General features: G+C 71.6%; 19 protein-coding genes. 8 read left to right on the top strand and 11 right to left on the bottom strand.

The genetic code is table 11. The features are described 5' to 3' along the window. Position 1 precedes the first annotated feature (1 nt). From AB0M93_RS13140 to AB0M93_RS13130, 3 genes are all read right to left on the bottom strand, one after another. Positions 2-511, bottom strand: coding sequence for a DUF664 domain-containing protein (locus tag AB0M93_RS13140; protein ID WP_364272168.1), 510 nt, complete (start codon positions 509-511; stop codon positions 2-4). Positions 512-582: 71 nt separating this feature from the next. Continuing rightward, entirely contained in the window at positions 583-1,161 is a 579-nt protein-coding gene (locus AB0M93_RS13135; RefSeq protein ID WP_364272165.1) for a hypothetical protein, read from the bottom strand. A 2-nt stretch (positions 1,162-1,163) separates the two neighbouring features. Next, a complete protein-coding gene (locus tag AB0M93_RS13130; RefSeq protein WP_364272162.1) occupies positions 1,164-1,889 on the bottom strand; it encodes a hypothetical protein in 726 nt (241 codons plus the stop codon). 253 nt (positions 1,890-2,142) lie between these two features. Here AB0M93_RS13130 and AB0M93_RS13125 point away from each other — a divergent pair, with 253 nt between their 5' ends. After that, the gene (locus tag AB0M93_RS13125; RefSeq protein ID WP_364272159.1) at positions 2,143-2,883 is read left to right on the top strand and encodes an SDR family oxidoreductase; all 741 of its coding nucleotides are present in this window, start codon (positions 2,143-2,145) and stop codon (positions 2,881-2,883) included. On the opposite strand, the gene AB0M93_RS13120 is transcribed toward AB0M93_RS13125, so the two are convergent. Then, positions 2,880-3,308 carry a DUF6314 family protein gene (locus AB0M93_RS13120; protein ID WP_364272156.1) on the bottom strand — a complete coding sequence of 143 codons (429 nt, stop codon included), beginning with the start codon at positions 3,306-3,308 and terminating at the stop codon, positions 2,880-2,882. The genes AB0M93_RS13125 and AB0M93_RS13120 overlap by 4 nt on opposite strands. A 68-nt stretch (positions 3,309-3,376) precedes the next feature. On the opposite strand from AB0M93_RS13120, the gene recQ reads away from it, so the two are divergent. Further along, entirely contained in the window at positions 3,377-5,215 is a 1,839-nt protein-coding gene (recQ, locus tag AB0M93_RS13115) for a DNA helicase RecQ (RefSeq protein ID WP_364272153.1), read from the top strand. 1 nt (position 5,216) lies between these two features. Here recQ and AB0M93_RS13110 read toward each other — a convergent pair whose 3' ends face one another. Next, on the bottom strand, positions 5,217-5,438 hold the full coding sequence (locus AB0M93_RS13110) for an antitoxin (protein WP_364272150.1): 222 nt from the start codon (positions 5,436-5,438) through the stop codon (positions 5,217-5,219). A gap of 153 nt (positions 5,439-5,591) precedes the next feature. Between AB0M93_RS13110 and add the strand changes: the two genes are divergently transcribed. Next, positions 5,592-6,566 (top strand): adenosine deaminase, encoded by a 975-nt coding sequence (gene add / locus AB0M93_RS13105; RefSeq protein WP_364272147.1) that lies wholly within the window; start codon positions 5,592-5,594, stop codon positions 6,564-6,566. On the opposite strand, the gene AB0M93_RS13100 is transcribed toward add, so the two are convergent. Then, positions 6,544-7,911 carry a VWA domain-containing protein gene (locus AB0M93_RS13100; RefSeq protein WP_364272145.1) on the bottom strand — a complete coding sequence of 456 codons (1,368 nt, stop codon included), beginning with the start codon at positions 7,909-7,911 and terminating at the stop codon, positions 6,544-6,546. The genes add and AB0M93_RS13100 overlap by 23 nt on opposite strands. Beyond that, positions 7,908-8,789: a MoxR family ATPase gene (locus tag AB0M93_RS13095; protein ID WP_364272142.1), complete on the bottom strand. Its 882-nt coding sequence runs from the start codon at positions 8,787-8,789 to the stop codon at positions 7,908-7,910. The genes AB0M93_RS13100 and AB0M93_RS13095 overlap by 4 nt, the downstream gene beginning before the upstream one ends. A 167-nt stretch (positions 8,790-8,956) precedes the next feature. Here AB0M93_RS13095 and mgrA point away from each other — a divergent pair, with 167 nt between their 5' ends. Together mgrA and AB0M93_RS13085 are read left to right on the top strand one after the other, a co-directional pair. Then, the gene (mgrA, locus tag AB0M93_RS13090) at positions 8,957-9,985 is read left to right on the top strand and encodes an L-glyceraldehyde 3-phosphate reductase (RefSeq protein WP_364272139.1); all 1,029 of its coding nucleotides are present in this window, start codon (positions 8,957-8,959) and stop codon (positions 9,983-9,985) included. Positions 9,986-10,043: 58 nt separating this feature from the next. Continuing rightward, positions 10,044-10,196 carry a hypothetical protein gene (locus tag AB0M93_RS13085; protein WP_364272136.1) on the top strand — a complete coding sequence of 51 codons (153 nt, stop codon included), beginning with the start codon at positions 10,044-10,046 and terminating at the stop codon, positions 10,194-10,196. Between the two features lie 35 nt (positions 10,197-10,231). Here the strand turns inward: AB0M93_RS13085 and AB0M93_RS13080 are convergent, their stop codons facing one another. Continuing rightward, positions 10,232-11,095 carry an SDR family NAD(P)-dependent oxidoreductase gene (locus AB0M93_RS13080; protein ID WP_364272133.1) on the bottom strand — a complete coding sequence of 288 codons (864 nt, stop codon included), beginning with the start codon at positions 11,093-11,095 and terminating at the stop codon, positions 10,232-10,234. 113 nt (positions 11,096-11,208) lie between these two features. Between AB0M93_RS13080 and AB0M93_RS13075 the strand changes: the two genes are divergently transcribed. The 3 genes from AB0M93_RS13075 (at position 11,209) to AB0M93_RS13065 (ending at position 13,028) form a co-directional block, all read left to right on the top strand. Beyond that, positions 11,209-11,874 carry a helix-turn-helix domain-containing protein gene (locus AB0M93_RS13075; protein ID WP_364272130.1) on the top strand — a complete coding sequence of 222 codons (666 nt, stop codon included), beginning with the start codon at positions 11,209-11,211 and terminating at the stop codon, positions 11,872-11,874. Positions 11,875-11,892: 18 nt separating this feature from the next. Next, positions 11,893-12,762, top strand: a complete 870-nt coding sequence (locus AB0M93_RS13070; protein ID WP_364272127.1) for a TIGR03564 family F420-dependent LLM class oxidoreductase — start codon at positions 11,893-11,895, stop codon at positions 12,760-12,762. Positions 12,763-12,905: 143 nt separating this feature from the next. Further along, the gene (locus tag AB0M93_RS13065) at positions 12,906-13,028 is read left to right on the top strand and encodes a hypothetical protein (RefSeq protein ID WP_364272124.1); all 123 of its coding nucleotides are present in this window, start codon (positions 12,906-12,908) and stop codon (positions 13,026-13,028) included. On the opposite strand, the gene AB0M93_RS13060 is transcribed toward AB0M93_RS13065, so the two are convergent. The 3 genes from AB0M93_RS13060 to AB0M93_RS13050 form a co-directional block, all read right to left on the bottom strand. Then, complete coding sequence (locus tag AB0M93_RS13060) at positions 13,025-14,248, bottom strand: helix-turn-helix domain-containing protein (protein ID WP_364272121.1); 1,224 nt, start codon at positions 14,246-14,248, stop codon at positions 13,025-13,027. The genes AB0M93_RS13065 and AB0M93_RS13060 overlap by 4 nt on opposite strands. Positions 14,249-14,383: 135 nt before the next feature. Further along, the gene (locus tag AB0M93_RS13055) at positions 14,384-14,842 is read right to left on the bottom strand and encodes a (2Fe-2S)-binding protein (protein ID WP_003056009.1); all 459 of its coding nucleotides are present in this window, start codon (positions 14,840-14,842) and stop codon (positions 14,384-14,386) included. Between the two features lie 11 nt (positions 14,843-14,853). After that, positions 14,854-17,091 carry a molybdopterin cofactor-binding domain-containing protein gene (locus AB0M93_RS13050; protein ID WP_364272118.1) on the bottom strand — a complete coding sequence of 746 codons (2,238 nt, stop codon included), beginning with the start codon at positions 17,089-17,091 and terminating at the stop codon, positions 14,854-14,856. Positions 17,092-17,195 lie beyond the last annotated feature (104 nt).

The raw sequence follows: 17,195 nt of genomic DNA, 5'->3' as shown, positions 1-17,195 counted from the left end.
ACTACCGGCGCTCCAGCAGCCCGCGGACGTACATCGCCTGTCCGGCGTGCTGGATGTCGTCGTCGAGGACGCTGATCAGCCGCACGCCGAGGGACACCGGCGGGTCCCACGCCTCGTCGACGATCCGGTCGAGGGCGGCGGCGTCGAGGCCGGCGACGAACCGGAGAGTCTGTTCGTGCACGGCGTCGTAGTAGCCGGTCAGCAGGTCCGGCTTGGCGACCCGGACCGCTTCGACGTCGGCCGGGCGGTGGCCGTAGCCGGTGTCGCCCGCGGGGAAGGGGAGGCCGAACCGCGAAAGCCAGTCCTCGCCGGTCCACACCTGCTCGGTCCCGGCCACGTCGGCGACGTGGTCGTCCTGGACCCGGGTCAGGTGCCACACCAGCCAGGCGATCGAGTTGGCTTCGTCGTCCAACCGGGCGCCGAGCTGCTCGGCGGTCAGTCCTTCGACCGCCGCGTGCACCGTGCCCTGGACCCGGCTGAACCCATCCGTGAGCAGTTCGGCCACGTTCATTCGGCTGCCTCCCGTTGCTGACCCGTTTCCCGGCGGGCTACCCGATCATGCCCGCCGGGAAACGGTGTCCGCTAGCGGGGCAGCAGCTGGTCGAAGAAGGAGCGGTAGCGGCGCAGCGCGATCCGCAGCTCCTCGGTGGCCGGTTCACCCTGACGCCACTGGTTTTCCAGCTCGCTCTTGTGCTCGGCGAAGGTGTTGGCGAGCGCGCTGATCACGGCGGCGACGAGTTCGTCGGCCTGCTGGACCGCCTGCTTCGGGTCGTCGACGAAGCCGGTCTGGACGTTCTGCCAGCGGTCGCGGAACCCGGTGACCTTCTCCTCGTCGATCAGCGGCGGCGTCTCCACGTCCCCGCCCGACCCCGCGGGCGTCTCCACGTCGCCGCCCGAACCCTGGGGGGTGGTGGTTTCGCCGGTGTCCTGCCGCCCGGCCGAAGCGGAGGCCAGGTCGGCGGTGCTCAGGTTCTGGTCGTCGGCGGCGCGGTCGTCAGCGGTGTGCTCGTCCGCGGTGCCGGGCTCACGGAAGTCGGCCCGGTCCTGGTCCGGTACGTCGGTGCCGCTTTCGTCCCGGAAGCCGCCGGCCTCGTGCACGTCCTCACGGCCGGTGAAGTCCTGGTCGTCCTCGGCGTCGTGGCGCGTCAGGTGCTCGGTCATGGTCAACGTCCTCCGTTCCACTCGGTCCGCGGGTTCGCGGACGCCTGGCGCTCGGTCTCGTGGCGGTCCGCGTCGTGGCGGTCCGCGTCCGGCCGGCTGGTCTCGTGCCGGTCGGTGTCGTGCCGATCGGTCTCGTTCCGCTCGGTGCGGTCGTGGTCGTGGCCGTTCCGGCGGTCGTGGTGGTCGTGGTGCTGCTCGTCGGCGCCGTCGGTCAGCAGGTCCTCGAAGACGGTGCGGTAGCGCACCATCGCGTCGCGCAGGTCCTCAGTGGACGCTCCGTCGCGCTTCTGCTGCGTGGTGTGCGCGGCCCGGTAGTGCTCCAGGGTCTTGGCGTGCCGCACGGACAGGTCCGCCAGCTGCTGCTCGTAGCCTTCGGTGGGGTAGCCGCGTTCGGCCATCAGCGAGTTCAGGAGCTGGTCGGCTTCGGCGACCGCGTCGGACGGCTGGTCGACGAACTTTTCCTGCACCTGCGCCCATTCCCGGGCGTAGCGCTCGCGCGCCGACGCCGAAAGCGGGCGGATGTCGAGCTCCTTGTGCCGGCGTTCCCGCTCGGCGAGCTCCCGCTGCGCGGCACGGGGGCTGTCCTTCTCCGCGACCGTGCGGTCGTACTCGGGACCGAACCGCTGCTGCAACCGTTTTCGTTGCATCTCCTGCGTCACCAGCCAGATCACGGCGCCGAGCACCGCGACGGCCACGACGACGATCAACACGATCAGCCAAGTGGGCATCGCTCAAACTCCTTCAAGGATGTCAAGCCCCCGATGCGTCCGGTGTTCCCGGATCGCACGATCCGAAAACCGTCCGCACGTCGCTGACCTCGCGATTCGGCCGGTCGGCGGCGTCGATACGGCCGGATGCCGCGCGGCGCCACGGGGTGTGACGGCACCAACACGACGCTTATTAGCAGCGTTACCACGCCAGTGATATCATTGATAACAGAAGCGGCGGAGAGAACGCCGTCCCGACCGGAAGAAGGAACCGATGAGCACCACCGGCACCCGCGTCGCGATCGTCACCGGCGGCTCCCGCGGCATCGGCCGCGAGGTCGCCGAGCGCCTGGCCGCCGACGGCATGGCGGTCGTGGTCAACTACGCGGGCAACGAAACGGCGGCCGCGGCCGCCGTCGACGCCATCACCGCGAACGGCGGCCGGGCGATCGCGGTCCGCGCCGACGTGGCCGACCCCGCTGCGGTCGCGGAGCTGTTCGACACCGCGGAACGCACCTACGGCGGAGTGGACGTCGTCGCGCACCTGGCCGGCGTGATGAACCCGCCGACGCCGATCGCCGACACCGACTTCGACGTCCTCGACCGAGTCCACCGCACCAACATCCGCGGCACGTTCGCGGTCGCCCAGCAGGCGGCGCGGCGGGTGCGCGACGGCGGCGCGGTGATCACCACCTCGACGTCGGTGCTCGGGCTGAACCTGCCCGGCTACGGCGTCTACAACGCGACGAAGGGTGCGGTCGAGGCGATCACCATGATCCTGGCGCGCGAGCTGCGCGGCCGCGACATCACCGTGAACACCGTCGCGCCCGGCCCGACCGCGACCGCGCTGTTCCTCGACGGCAAGGACGAGGAGACGATCGCCCGGATGGCCGAGCAGCCGCCGCTGGAACGCCTCGGGCAGCCGGCGGACATCGCCGAGGTCGTCGCGTTCCTCGCCGGCCCGGCGCGCTGGGTGAACGGCCAGGTGCTGCGCGCCAACGGCGGCATCGTCTAACGGGTGAACCGGCTGACGATCACGTGGTCCTTCGCCGGGCCGCGCACCACCCACTCCTGCCGCCAGCGCCCGGCACCGGTCACCCGGTACTCCCCGCGGTAGCGGTCGGCGCGGCAGGGGTGGTCCGCCGTCCAGCGGCCTTCGCGCAGGTCGAGGTCGTGGAAGAAGCCGCCGTGGTCGAAGTGCACCGACGCGCGGCCGGGGCCGGCCGGGCGGTAGTGCAGCGTCCGCGTGACCGGCCCGGTGTGGCCGCCGAGGCGCAGCTCGCCCTCCTCGTGGTAGACGAGGACGCCCCCGGCTTCGGTGAAGGTGGCGGTCCCGGTGACCGCGCCCATCGGCTCGCCGTCCGCGGCGCGGATTTCCCGGTCCAGGCACCATTCGCCGCCGAAATACGCGGCGAGATCGGGAACCGGCCAGTACTGCACGCCCCCATTCTGGCACCCCGCGGCGGGGCGGGCCGGAACTGTCGGACCCCCGCTCTATAGTCGGGCGGGTGGCAGAGACCGACCTCGCACCCGCGTCCGACGCGCTGGAGACCCTCCGGCGCGTGTTCGGCTACGACAGCTTCCGCGGCGACCAGGCGGCGATCGTCGAGCACGTGATCGCCGGCGGCGACGCGCTCGTGCTGATGCCCACCGGCGGCGGGAAGTCGTTGTGCTACCAGATTCCCGCGCTCGTGCGCCCCGGTGTGGGCGTGGTCGTCTCGCCGCTGATCGCGCTGATGCAGGACCAGGTCGACGCGCTGCGCAACGCCGGCGTCCGCGCCGGTTTCCTCAACTCCACGCAGGACTACGCGGCCCGGCAGGAGGTGGAGACGGCGTTCCTGAACGGCGAGCTCGACCTGCTCTACCTGGCGCCGGAACGGCTTTCGGTGGAATCCACCGTGCGGCTGCTCGACCGCGGCAAGATCTCGCTGTTCGCGATCGACGAGGCGCACTGCGTCGCCCAGTGGGGCCACGACTTCCGGCCCGACTACCTCCAGCTCTCCGCACTGCACGAGCGCTGGCCGGACGTGCCGCGGATCGCGCTGACCGCCACCGCGACCGAGGCCACGCACAAGGAGATCGCGGCGCGGCTGAACCTCGGCGAGGCCCGGCACTTCGTCGCGAGCTTCGACCGGCCGAACATCCAGTACCGGATCGTCGGCAAGAACTCGCCGCAGCGGCAGCTGCTGGAGCTGCTGCGCACCGAGCACCAGGGCGACGCGGGGATCGTCTACTGCCTGTCGCGGAACTCGGTGGAGAAGACCGCGGAGTTCCTGGTGCAGAACGGAATCCCCGCGGTGCCGTACCACGCGGGGCTCGACGCGCGCACCCGCGCGAAGCACCAGTCGCGGTTCCTGCGGGAGGACGGGCTGATCGTCGTCGCGACGATCGCGTTCGGGATGGGCATCGACAAACCGGACGTCCGGTTCGTCGCGCACCTCGACCTGCCGAAGTCGGTCGAGGGCTACTACCAGGAGACCGGCCGCGCAGGGCGTGACGGCCTGCCGTCCACGGCGTGGCTGGCGTACGGGCTGCAGGACGTGGTGCAGCAGCGCAAGATGATCGACACGTCCGAAGGGGACGAGGCGCACCGCCGCCGGCTGGGCGCGCACCTGAACGCGATGCTCGCGCTGTGCGAGACGGTCGAATGCCGCCGGGTGCAGATCCTCAACTACTTCGGGCAGCAGGCGGCCCCGTGCGGCAACTGCGACACGTGCCTGAGCCCGCCGGAGAAGTGGGACGGCACGATCCCGGCGCAGAAGCTGCTGTCGACCGTCGTGCGGCTGCGCAACGAACGGCGCCAGAAGTTCGGCGCCGGCCAGGTCATCGACATCCTGCTCGGCAAGTCCACGCCCAAGGTCACGCAGTTCCAGCACGACACGCTCAAGACGTTCGGCATCGGCACCGAGCTGCGCGAGCCCGAGTGGCGGGCGGTGGTGCGGCAGCTGCTCGCCCAGGGCCTGCTCGCCGTCGAAGGCGACTACGGCTCGCTCGTGCTCACCGAGAGCAGCGCGGAGGTGCTCGGCGGTGATCGCCAGGTGCTGTTGCGCCGCGAACCCGAGCGGGCTGCCGCCGCCGCGAAGGTCCGCAGCACGCGGAAGGCCGCCGCCGCGGTGGACATGCCCGCGGAGGCGGCCCCGCTGTTCGAACGCCTGCGTGCCTGGCGGGCCGCCACCGCGAAGGAGCAGGGCGTGCCCGCGTACGTCGTCTTCCACGACGCGACCCTGCGCCAGATCGCCACGCAGCGGCCGTCGTCGCTGGCGGAGCTGGGCACGGTCAGCGGCGTCGGCGAGAACAAGCTCGCCAAGTACGGCGAGGGCGTCCTCGAGGCGTTGACGGCCGGGTGACCTACCGGGTGGCCGGCCCCGGGTGGCCCGGCTGCCCGGTCACCGAGCTGACCTTGCGGACCGCGCCGGCGATCTGCTGGTGGTACTTGCCCTTGGTCTTGTCGTCGACGAACTTCGCGGCCTTCCCGACGGCCTGATTCACCTTTTCGGGGTTCTTCTTGGCGTAGGCACGAGCCGCACCGGCGGCGCCGGCCAGCATGGTCAGCTTCTTCATCAGAGGCACGGTGGCCCTCCCTCGTCGGTTACGGTCATCCTGACAACGCGGACGAACCACCCGGAGGTTCCCCGCGTGACGAGGGCCAAAACCTGGGCCCGCCGCGGCCGGTCCCGGAAATTGCCACGCGGATCGCCGCCGGGCGGCTCTAGGCTCCCGATCATGCGCGACCTGGCCGCCCTGCCGAAAGCCCACCTGCACGTCCACCTGGAGAGCACGATCCGCCCGGGCACGCTCCGTGAGCTCGGCGAGGCCAACGGTGTCGCCGTCCCGGGCGAGCCCCCGGTGTTCGACGGCTTCCGCGCCTTCGCCGACCACAACGCGCTCATCCGCTCGTGCCTGCGGCGGCCGGAGGACTTCGAGCGCATCGCCCGCGAGTACGTCGAGGACGAAACCGCCCAGGGCACGCGCTATGCCGAAATCACCTTCACCGCCGCGTCGCACGGGGAACGCCTGGGCGATCCGGAAATGCCGCTGGCGTCTGTCCTCAAAGGACTTGGCGAAAGCCCGGGCCTCGAATGGCGGCTGCTGCTCGACCACTCGCGGCGCCGTTCGGTCGAACGCGCGGAGCGCACCCTCGACCTCGCGTTGAAGTACGGCGAAGTGTTCGCGATCGGTATGGCGGGCGAGGAAAACCACTCGCTCCGGCCGTTCGCGACGGTCTTCGAGAAGGCCCGCGCCGGCGGGCTCCACCTGCTGCACCACACCGGCGAGGACGCCGGCCCGGACAGCATCCGCGAGGCCCTCGAAGTGGGCCGCACCGAACGGCTCGGGCACGGCATCCGCGTCCTCGAAGACCCCGAACTGGTCGCCGAAGTCCGCGACCGGGGCCTCGCGCTCGAGGTCTGCCCGTCGTCCAACGTGACGCTCGGGCTGGTGCCCTCGCTCGCCGAGCACCCGCTCCCCCGGCTGCGTGAGGCCGGGCTGACCGTCACGCTCAACACCGACGTCCCGTCCGTCACCGGAGCGAACCTGGCCGGCGAGTACGCCCGCGTGCAGCAGGCGTTCGGTTACGACGACGCGACGATGGCGGACTTCGCCCGCGCAAGCGTCACGGCGTCCTTCGCCCCCGAAGCGACCAAGAAGGCGATCCTGCGCGACATCGACGCGTGGCTCACACCGGCAGCAAGCGGGTGACCAGCGCGCCGAGCTGGTGCACCGTGCGGCACTCGTGCATCTCCACGACTTCGGCGTACTCGAGGGCGGCCGAGTCGCCGGTCGACCACAGGGACCGCCGCTCCGGGTTGAGCCAGTAGACGTGCCGGGCGCGGGCCTTGATCGCCCGGACGGCGTCGAGGTTCGGGTCGCCGCCGTTCGTCCGGGCGTCGCCGAGGATCAGCACCGACGTGCGCGGGCCGACCGCGTCGAGCCAGTTCTCCGTGAACTGGCGCAGGGAGCCGCCGTAGTCGCTGTGGCCGTCCCAGCGGACCAGCGCGGCTTCGGCCAGCATGCGCGCGCCGAGGTGCTCGGGGTCGGCCGCGCCGTTGGTGACCAGGTGGGTGACCTCGTCGGCGCTGTCGACGAAGGCGAACACGCGGATCTTGCTGAACTGGTCGCGCAGCGCCTGCACCAGCAGCATGGTGAAGTTCGCGAACCCCGCCACCGACCCCGAGAGGTCGCACAGCAGCACGATCTCGGGCCGGCCCGGACGGCGGTGGCGGTAGGCCGGCCGCAGCGGCACCCCGCCGGTCGACAGCGACCGCCGCAGGGTGCGGCGCAGGTCGATCTGCCCGCGGGTGGTGCGCTTGCGGCGGGCGGCCAGGCGCGTCGCCAGCTTGCGGGACAGCGGCTGGATCGTCCGGCGCAGCTCGGCGAGCTGGTTGCGGCTCGCGATGAGAAAGTCGACCCGGTCGGGTGACGGCGCGATGGCGTGCTTGGCGACGCGCTCGCGGCCGCGGGCCTCGGCCGCGCGGCGGCGCGCCTCGGTGCGGACCTGCCCGCGGAAGCCTTCGACGCGGCGGCGGATCTCGTCGCGGTCGAGCCGGTCGGTGAACTCGCCGCGCGCGCCGCCGCCGCGGACCGCGGCCAGCACCCGCGCGATCAGGGTCTGCGGCTGGAGCCGTTCCAGGGTCTGGTGGGCGGAGAAGCCGCCGCCCGGTCCGGACGCCGAGCCGTACTGCCCGAGCAGCTCCACCGCGAGCCCGGCCAGCTGCCCCAGCGCCTGCTGGTCGCCCTCGGCCAGCGCGGCAGCCAGTTCCTCCCGCAGCTCTTCCAGCGTCGTCGGCCGGTCTTCGCGGGCTCGCTCGGGGGTGCCGATCCCGGCCGGGAAGTACAGGTCGAACGCGGCGTCGAAGACGGCGCGCTGCCCGCCGCGGCGGACCAGGGCCGCGGCCAAGCCCTCGCGGACGAGCGAGCGGTCGTCGAGGCCGAGCACCGCCAGCGCGGCCGCGGCGTCGACCGTCTCGCTCGGGCCCGCCGGGATGCCCTGGGCCCGCAGCGCCCTGACGAACTCCGCGAGCCGCTCGGGCACGCCGCCGGTCACGACGCGTCCAAGACCTGTTCGAGCTTCAGGCCGGCGCCCGCCTTGGCGATGTCGTCCTGGTGCTTGAGCACGACGCCGAGGCTCTCCCGCACGACCTGCTCGTCCAGCGTCGACGCGCCGAGCGCGAGCAGGGTGCGCGCCCAGTCGACGGTCTCCGCGACCGACGGCAGTTTGCGCAGGTCCATCGCCCGCAGCGCGGCGATCACCCGGACGACGGAATCGGCGAGCGCGGCGTCGATGCCCGGGACCTTGAGCCGGACAATGTCGCGTTCGAGGTCCTCGTCCGGGAAGCCGATGTGCAGGAACAGGCACCGGCGGCGCAGCGCCTCGGACAGCTCGCGCGTCGCGTTGGACGTCAGCACGGCGAACGGCGCGCGCGTGGCGGTGATCGTGCCGAGCTCGGGCATGGTCACCTGGAAGTCGCCGAGCACCTCGAGCAGCAGGCCCTCGACCTCCATGTCGGCCTTGTCGGTCTCGTCGATGAGCAGCACGGTCGGCTCGTCGGAGGAGATCGCGGTGAGCAGCGGGCGGCGCAGCAGGAACTCCTCGCCGAAGATGTCGGTGCGGGCCTGCTCCCACGTTTCGTCACGGCCGGCGGTGATCCGCAGCAGCTGCTTGGCGTGGTTCCACTCGTACAGCGCGCGGGCTTCGTCGATGCCCTCGTAGCACTGCAGCCGGACCAGCCGCGACCCGCTGACCTGGGCGACGGCCTTGGCGAGCTCGGTCTTCCCGACGCCGGCGGGCCCTTCGACCAGCAGCGGCTTGCCGAGCCGGTCGGCGAGGAACACGGTGGTCGCCACCGCGGTGGACGCGAGGTAGCCGGCCCCGGCCAGCTTGGCCGACACGTCGTCGACGGAGGTGAAGAATCCGGTGCCCACCACGTGCCTCCTAAGCGATCGCTCACCAGGAGAGTACCCGACGGGCCCCGGCGGCGATCCGGCCGAAAGCAGGCCGCCCCGGCGAACGTCACGCAGCCGTCACTGCGGGCCTGGTCGGCCGTGACTGTGGCCGGATCGCCGGCGAATGGCGCAGTAGCATCGGCCGCGTGACCTACGCTGCGGCTTCCGGCCGATACGACTCGATCCCCTACCGGCGCTGCGGGCGTTCCGGGCTGAAGTTGCCGGCGATCTCGCTCGGCCTGTGGCACAACTTCGGCCACGACCGCCCGCTGCAGACCCAGCGCGACATCACCCGCCGCGCGTTCGACCTCGGCATCACGCACTTCGACCTGGCGAACAACTACGGCCCGCCCTACGGCTCGGCGGAGGAGAACTTCGGCAGGCTGCTGGCCACCGACTTCCGGCCGTACCGCGACGAGCTGGTGATCTCGACCAAGGCCGGCTACGACATGTGGCCCGGGCCGTACGGCGAGTGGGGCTCGCGCAAGTACCTGCTGTCCTCCCTGGACCAGTCGCTCGGCCGGCTCGGCCTGGACTACGTCGACATCTTCTACTCCCACCGCTTCGACCCCGAGACGCCGCTGGAGGAGACCGTCGGAGCGCTCGACGCCGCGGTCCGCGCCGGGAAAGCGCTCTACGTCGGGATTTCGTCCTACAGTTCGGAGCGGACCGCCGAAGCGGCGCGGCTCCTGCGTGAGCTCGGCACGCCGCTGCTGATCCACCAGCCGTCGTACTCGATGCTCAACCGCTGGATCGAAGAGGACGGCCTGCTGGACACGCTCGAACAGGCGGGCGCGGGCTGCATCGCGTTCTCCCCGCTGGCGCAGGGCCTGCTGACCGACAAGTACCTGAAGGGCGTCCCCTCGGATTCGCGGGCGGCGCAGGGCAAGTCCCTCGACCCGGACACCCTCGACGAGAACCGCCTGGGCCGGGTCCGCGCGCTCAACGACATCGCGGCCCGGCGCGGTCAGTCGCTGGCGCAGCTCGCGCTCGCCTGGGCGCTGCGCGACCACCGGGTGACGTCGGTGCTGATCGGCGCGAGCAGCGTCCGGCAGCTCGAGGACAACGTCGGCGCCCTCGGCAACCTCGAGTTCTCCTCCGAGGAACTGACCGAGATCGACGGCCACGCGACCGACGCGGACATCAACCTCTGGAAGCGTTCTTCGGACTCCTGATCCCCGCCCTCACCGGCGCCGCCGCAACGTCCTGTTCGCCACCGAACGCGGAGGCAGCATGAAGAAGGTCCTGGTCCTGGGCCGCGGCGGCGCCGGAAGGTCCACCCTGGCCGCCCGCCTCGGCGCAGCCACCGGCCTGCCGCTGTCGAACTCGACAAGCAGCCCTCGTGAGGTCGACCGGTTCCTGTCGCAGGTCACCCGTTCCGTTTGACGGATGCCATTCGGGGGCGCCCCCCGTTTTCCACTTTACCGGCGGGCACCGACATTTTCGGCCGGAGGCGTGCCCTGCGCTTCCGCCGACAGCCCCTGCCACTCCGCCCAGGTCGCCAGCCGGTCCGCGTAGGCCTGCTGGATCATCGGGTAGAAGCCCTGGCCGAAGAGCACCCGCAGGGGCGGGTTGGCCGAGTCGACGACCTTGAGGAGGGCCTGGGCCGCGGCGGCCGGGTCCCCGGCCGGCTGCCGGCCCGCGACCTCGGCGAGCCGGCGGCGGAGCCCGTCGTAGACCGGGCTGGGCTCGGCGACGTGCCCGTTGGCGAGGGGGTCCGGGTTCCGGCCGTCGCGGGTGGCGTAGCCGCCCGGCTCGACGATCGTGACCTTGATGCCGAAACCGGCCACCTCCCCGGCCAGGGTCTCGTTCAACGCCTCGATCGCCCACCGCGACGCCTGGTAGGCCCCGCCGAGCGGCATCGCGAGGATCCCCGCGGCCGACGACAGCTGGACGAAGTGGCCGGCGCCCTGTTCGCGCAGGTAAGGCAGCGCAGCCTGGATGACCCACACCGGGCCGAACACGTTGGTCTCGAGCTGGTCGCGCAACTGGCCCTCGGTCAGTTCCTCGACGGCACCGATCTGCGCGTATCCGGCGTTGTTCACGACGACGTCGAGGCGGCCGAAGTGCCCGGCGGCCCGCTTCACCGTCTCGAAGACGGCGCCCTTGTCAGTCACGTCCAGCTTCAACGGGAGCACCGCGTCGCCGTAGGTCGCGACCAGCGCGTCGAAGCTCGCGGTGGACCGCGCGGTGGCGGCCACCCGATCGCCCCGGGACAGCGCCGCCTCGACGAAGCGGCGGCCCAAGCCGCGCGACGACCCCGTGACGAACCAGACCTTGCTCATGGGCTCTTCCGTTCTCTGCGGTGGCATCCGATCGCCCACAGGACACCGGGAGCCGGAGACTTGTGACGACCTGACGTTTGACCAAATTTCGAATTTGGTCATAAGATGGCGTCATGCCTCCTGCCGAAGATCGCGCCGAACGGGCCGAGCGCATCCTCGACGCCGCCGCCGAGCTGCTCCTGCGCGCCGGGTACCGGCGGACGACGATCGAAGACGTCGCCGAGCGGGCCGATGTCGGCAAGGGCACCGTCTACCTGCACTGGAAGAACCGCGAGGAGCTGTTCCTCGCGGTCCTGCTCCGCGATTCGGTCCGGGTGCTCGAAGAGCTCGTGACCACGATCGCGGCCGATCCGCTCAGCGTGCGGTTTTCGCGCCTGAGCGAGCTCCAGTACGCCAATGTGCTGAAGCGTCCGCTGCTGCGAGCCGGGTACGCCGACGACACCGAGACGCTCGGCAAGCTGCTGCCGAAGCTGCACGGCAAGCTCGACCCGCGGCACGCCGAGGCCTTCGTCGAGTACCTGGAGCTGCTGGCCGCCAACGACCTGCTCCGCACGGACCGGCCGGTCCGCGAGCTCGTCGTCGTCTTCCAGGCCGTGCTGCACGGGTTCCTCGCGGCCTCTCCGCCACCCGAACCCGCCCTGCTCGCCGACACGATCGCGCGCGCCTTCGAGCCGCTCGCCGTGTCGACGAGGCAGCTGCGCGCCGTGGCTCCGCGGGCACTGGAGCTCTTCATCGAAGCCGTCGCGCTCGACCGCAAACAGCTCGAACGCGCCTACTGAAATCCCTTGGGAGGATCCTTGCGCACCGGAATCCTGATCGACGAACTCGGCGTCGGCTTCGACGCCATGACGGCCCAAGCCCGCGAAGCGGCGAAGCTCGGCTACAGCACGCTCTGGGTCGCGCAGCGCGGCGGCTGGGACGCGCTCACGGCAATGCCGGCGCTCGCGGCGGCCGCGCCCGGCGTCGAGCTGGGCACGTGCGTCGTGCCGACGTACTCGCGGCACCCGATCACCATGGCCGCGCAGGCGCTGACCGCCCAGGCGGCCACCGGCGTGCCCGTCCACCTCGGTCTCGGGCTGAGCCACAAGTTCATCGTCGAAAACGAGTTCGGCTACTCCTACGACCGCCCGATCCGCCACCTGCGCGAGTACCTCCAGGCGCTGCACCCGTTGCTGCGCGGGGAAAAGGCAGACTTCCACGGCGAATCGCTGACCGCCGCGGGCGCGGTGAACGCACCCGGCGCGCAGCCGCCGGCCGTGCTGATCGGCTCGGTGAGCCCGCAGTCGACGCGGCTGGCCGGCGAGCTCGCCGACGGCGTCATCACGACCTGGGCCGGTCCGCGGGCGATCGGCGAGTTCGTGGTGCCGGCACTGGGAGCCGGCTCGCGCGTGGTCTCCGGTCAGCTGATCTGCGTGACGTCCGAAGTGGACGAAGCACGGAAGCGGATCGAGGAACTGTACGGCGCGGTGGGGAGCATCCCGGCGTACCGGGCGATCCTCGACCGCGAGGGCCACGAGCGGGTTTCGGACAGCGCGATCATCGGCGACGAGGAAACCGTGCGGCGCCAGGTGAAATCCCTCGAGGACGCGGGCGCGACGGAACTGCTGGTGATGCCGGTCGGCTCGGCGGAGGAGCAGGCCCGCACGCGCGAACTGCTGGCCGCGTGAGCGGTCTCCGGGCCGACGCCCCGCACGCGGCTCCGGACGCCTGAGCCCACCCGGCCGCGGGGGCGCCCCCCGTTTTCCACTCTACCGGCGAGCACCGACAATTCCGCGCTGTCCGGCGTCCGCCAAGGCGGCAGGCCCACCCGGTGGTGTTGTGGCTGCGCGGGCACGACCGCCGGCCGGCCGAGGTGCGCGGGCACGCCGCCGACCCGGTCGGCCGCGAGTGGCTGACCAGGATGGCGCACCGGTACGGCCCCGGCGTCCGTTAACGCGGGGCCGGCAGGTGGGTCGCCTCCGGGAACAGGTTCAGCGCCCGCAGCGCCGCGCCCAGCTCGGCGATGTCCGCCGGGTTCGTCAACGACCGGCCCAGCTCCTCCGTGATGCGCTTCAGCCGGTGCCGGATCGTGTTGGGGTGGCAGAACATCCGCTCCGACGTCAGCTTCGCCGATCCCTGGCAGTCGAACCACGCGCGCAGGGTCAGCAGCAGCACGTTGCGCTCGTCGCCCGGCAGGTCCAGCACCGGCTGGAGCACGTGGTGGGCCAGCTGCACCGACGCCTCCGGCGCGCTCGCCACCAGCCCGGCCAGCGGTGACTCGGTGAACTGGACCAGCCCCGGTGTTCCCGGCGTCATGCTCGACAGCGCCACCCGCGCGAGGTGCAGCGCGCGGGCGGTGTTGCCGAGGCCGGTGAACACCGGGCTCATCCCGACCCGGCCCACCGGGTGCTCGCGGACCAGCTCGACGATCGCCGCCGCGGCGGCCGGGTCGCGCAGGGACACCACGCCGACCTGCAGATCGGGGGTGAGCCGCCACGCCGACGCGTGCTGCCGCGCGCGCAGCCGCACCTCGACCTGCGGCAGCGGTTCCTGGCCCAGCCGCGGGGTTTCCGCCGCGACGACGACGAACGTGCCGTCCAGGGACAGGTCGAGCACGCGGGCGATGTCCCACAGCGTGCCCTCGGTCGCCGCCCCGCCCGCGAACAGCGCCTCGACGAGCGCCGATCGCCGGTTCTGGTGCGCCACCATGACTTCCGCGGTCGTGTCGCGGTAGGACGTCGTCAGCGCTTCGGCGAGGTCGTCGATCAGCGCCCAGATCGCCGTCGTCGCGGCGACCAGCGCGGCCAGGTCCTGGGCGGCGGCGGTCAGCTCGACGAACCGGTGCCAGACCTCGGTCAGCCCGATCCGGTAGGCGCGCAGCAGTTCCGGCAGCGGCGCACCCTGCAGGGCGCGGGCCCGGCCGGTCGCGCGGGCCTGGGACAGGTCCGGGACGTCGGAGCCGCGCAGCGTGCGCAGCACGTGCTCGAGGTTGGCGCGCACCGAGGTCCGCAGCTCGGTGTGCGTGACGAACCGGGCGTCGGCGTAGACCGGCATTTCGGCCCGGATCTGCCGCACGGTGCTCTCGATCAGCTCGGGCAGCTTCCGCTCGACCTCGGCGGCGAGGACGGCGACGCGCGGTGCGAGCCCGTCGGACAGAAGCGCCGGGTAGTGCATGGTGCCCTCCGGTCCCCGACCTCCTCGTCGAGGCCTGAGACCGACATCTAACCCGAACGGTGCCACCACGTTCGGGTGAACTTGCTACAGGAACCGCGAATGCGGAGGTTCTTTTGTCGAACCTCCGCATCCGCGTCAGGCCATCTTGGCCGCGGCGCTCTTGATCGCCTCCCGGATCCGGAAGTAGGTGCCGCAGCGGCAGACGTTCTGGATGGCGTCGATGTCGGCGTCCGTCGGGTTCTTGGTCTTCTTCAGCAGCGCGACCGCCGCCATGATCTGCCCCGGCTGACAGTAGCCGCACTGCGCCACGTCCTGCTCCAGCCACGCTTCCTGGACCGGGTGCAGCTCGTCGCCGTCGGCCAGCCCCTCGATCGTGGTGACCTCGCGCCCGGCGCACTCCGACACCGGCGTGACGCAGGGGTTGAACGCCTCGCCGTCGAGGTGGCTGGTGCATGCCTTGCAGACGTTGATGCCGCAGCCGTACTTCGGCCCGCGGACCTTGAGCTTGTCGCGCAGCGCCCACAGCATCGGCAGGTCGGCGGGCGCGTCGACGGTGACGGTCTTCCCGTTCACCACGAAGGTGTAGTTGGGCATGGGGACTCTCCTCAGCGCGGGAACGGGTCGAAGTCGACCGGGAAGGTGATCGGGAAGCTGCGGGGCTTGATCCCGGTCGCGCGGGCGTAGGCGTTCGCGATCGCGCCGACCGGCGCCGGCAGGCCCAGCTCACCCGCGCCGCCGATGTCCTCGCCGGTCGCCGGCATGACGTGCACGGTGACGTCCGCCGGCGAGTTCTTCTGCCGCGCGTAGTGGAACTGCGAGTAGCTGCCCTCCAGCGGCAGGCCCTTGTCGATGTGCAGGCCCGCGGTCAGCGTCGTCGAAATCGCGTCGGTCAGCCCGCCGAGCATCTGCGCCTGGATCCCCCGCGGGTTCACCGGCTTGCCGACGTCGACCGCGATGGTCGCCTTGGTGACGCGCGGATGCTTCGTGTCCCGGGCGTCGATCTCGACCAGGCAGGCGGTGTAGGACTTGTACTCGCCGTGCACGGCGATGCCCTGCGCGAACCCGGCGGGCATCTGCTTGCCCCACTCGCCGAGCTCGGCGACCTTGTCCAGCACCGCGCGCTGGCGCTCTTCCTTGATGAACTCACGGCGGAACGCCACCGGGTCCTTGCCGAGCTTCGCGGCGATCTCGTCGACCATGATCTCTTCGGCGCCGCGGGTGTTCGCGGAGTAGACCGAGCGCCACGCCGAGGTGTGGAACTTCAGCGGCACCTCGTTGAGCAGCTGCGTCGTGACGCCGAAGTTGTACGGCGACTTCACGGTCAGCAGGAACACCGTCTGCGCGAAGCTGAGGTTGCCGCCGACGGGCAGCTTCGCCGCGAACGCCGTGAGGATCTCGCCGAGCCCGTGGCTCCAGTCGGTTTCGACGCTCGCGACGCGGTGTTCGAACGTCAGCACCTGTCCCAGAGCGAAGGTCGCACGGATCCGGTGGTAGCTCGCCGCGCGCCCGCGGCCGTGGCGCATGTCGTCGATCCGGCTCCACATCAGCCGGACGGGCTTCTTCATCGCCTTCGAGATGTGCGCGGCTTCGAGGGCCGCATCGAAGAACAGCCGCCGCCCGAAGGACCCGCCGCCCTGCTGGACGTGCACGGTGACCTTGTTCTCCGGCAGGCCCAGCTCCTGGGCGATGGTCTGCTTGGCGACGATCGGCGATTTGAGCCCGGCCCAGATGGTCGCGCTGTCCTCGCGGACGTCGGCGACCGCGGAGTTCGACTCCATCGGCGCGTGGCTGGCGAAGGCGAAGTCGAACTCGCCGTCGACGTACTGCGTCAGCAGCGGCGGCACGACGAACGGCAGCGCGGCGGCCCGCAGCTTCTTCTTGATGGTCTCGTTGTTTTCGCCGTCGACCGTGCCCGGGCCCCAGCTGACGTCGAGGGCGTTCTTGCCGTCGAGGGCCTGGCCGAACGTCTCGGCCATCACCGCGACGCCGGTCTTCACGACGGCGATGTCGATGATCCCGGGCATGGCCCGGACGGCGGCCTCGTTGTTGACCTTCTGCACCGTGCCGTTGATGGTCGGCGGGCGCCGCACCATCACCGGGTTGGCACCGGGAACGTCCAGGTCGAGCGTGTAGACCTGCTTGCCGGTGACCATCGCGCGGGCGTCCTTGCGCGAGGTCGGCGTTCCGACGAGCGTGTGCGCCGACTCGGCCTTCGGCTGGATCGCCCCGACACTCAGGCCCGAGCGCGACGCGGGCCCGGCGAGGACACCGTAGGAGGCGCTGCGGCCGTCGGGCGCCCACACCGCACCGTCGCGTGTGGACAGCCGCGACGCGTCGGTCCCCCACTGCGCGGCGGCCGCGGCGACCATCCGGGCGCGGGCGGTCGCCGCGGTGGCGCGCACCGGGTCGTAGAGCGAACGCATCGTGTTGGACCCGCCGGTGAGCTGGTTGAACAGCAGCTCGGTGCGGGCGTCGGAGAGCACGACGTCGACGCGGTCGAGCGGCAGGTCCAGCTCTTCGGCGACGAGCATCGCCGTCGCCGTGGTGATGCCCTGGCCGACCTCGGCGCGCGGCAGCTGCAGCCGAGCCCGGCCGTCGGAGGTCAGTTCGAGCACGAGCATCCCGGCGGTCGGCGCGCACGACAGCGTCAGGACGTCGCCGAGGTCGAGGATCTCCGCCGGCTGCGGCAAGGTCGGGACGACGGCCTCGGCGCGGGCCGGGGCGACGGCGTCGGCGGTGAGCTTCGTGGCGACGGTGAGCGTGGGCGCGGCGACCAGGTAGGTCAGGAAGCGGCGGCGGCCGACCTGCCTTGGCTCGGGCTGTTCGGTGGTGGGACTGGCCATCGGGAATCCCTTGCTGGGAGGTGGCGGGGTGCGCGCCACGCTAAGGACCCCTTGACACGCCGTCAACGCGGAGTAGCCGGGTTCGCCCATCTCTGTGACGAGAT

It is taken from the genome of Amycolatopsis sp. NPDC051102, from assembly GCF_040682815.1.
Taxonomy (GTDB): Bacteria; Actinomycetota; Actinomycetes; order Mycobacteriales; family Pseudonocardiaceae; genus Amycolatopsis.
Note: the sequence above shows the minus strand (reverse complement) of the source record. Positions and strands in the feature narration are given on the sequence as shown.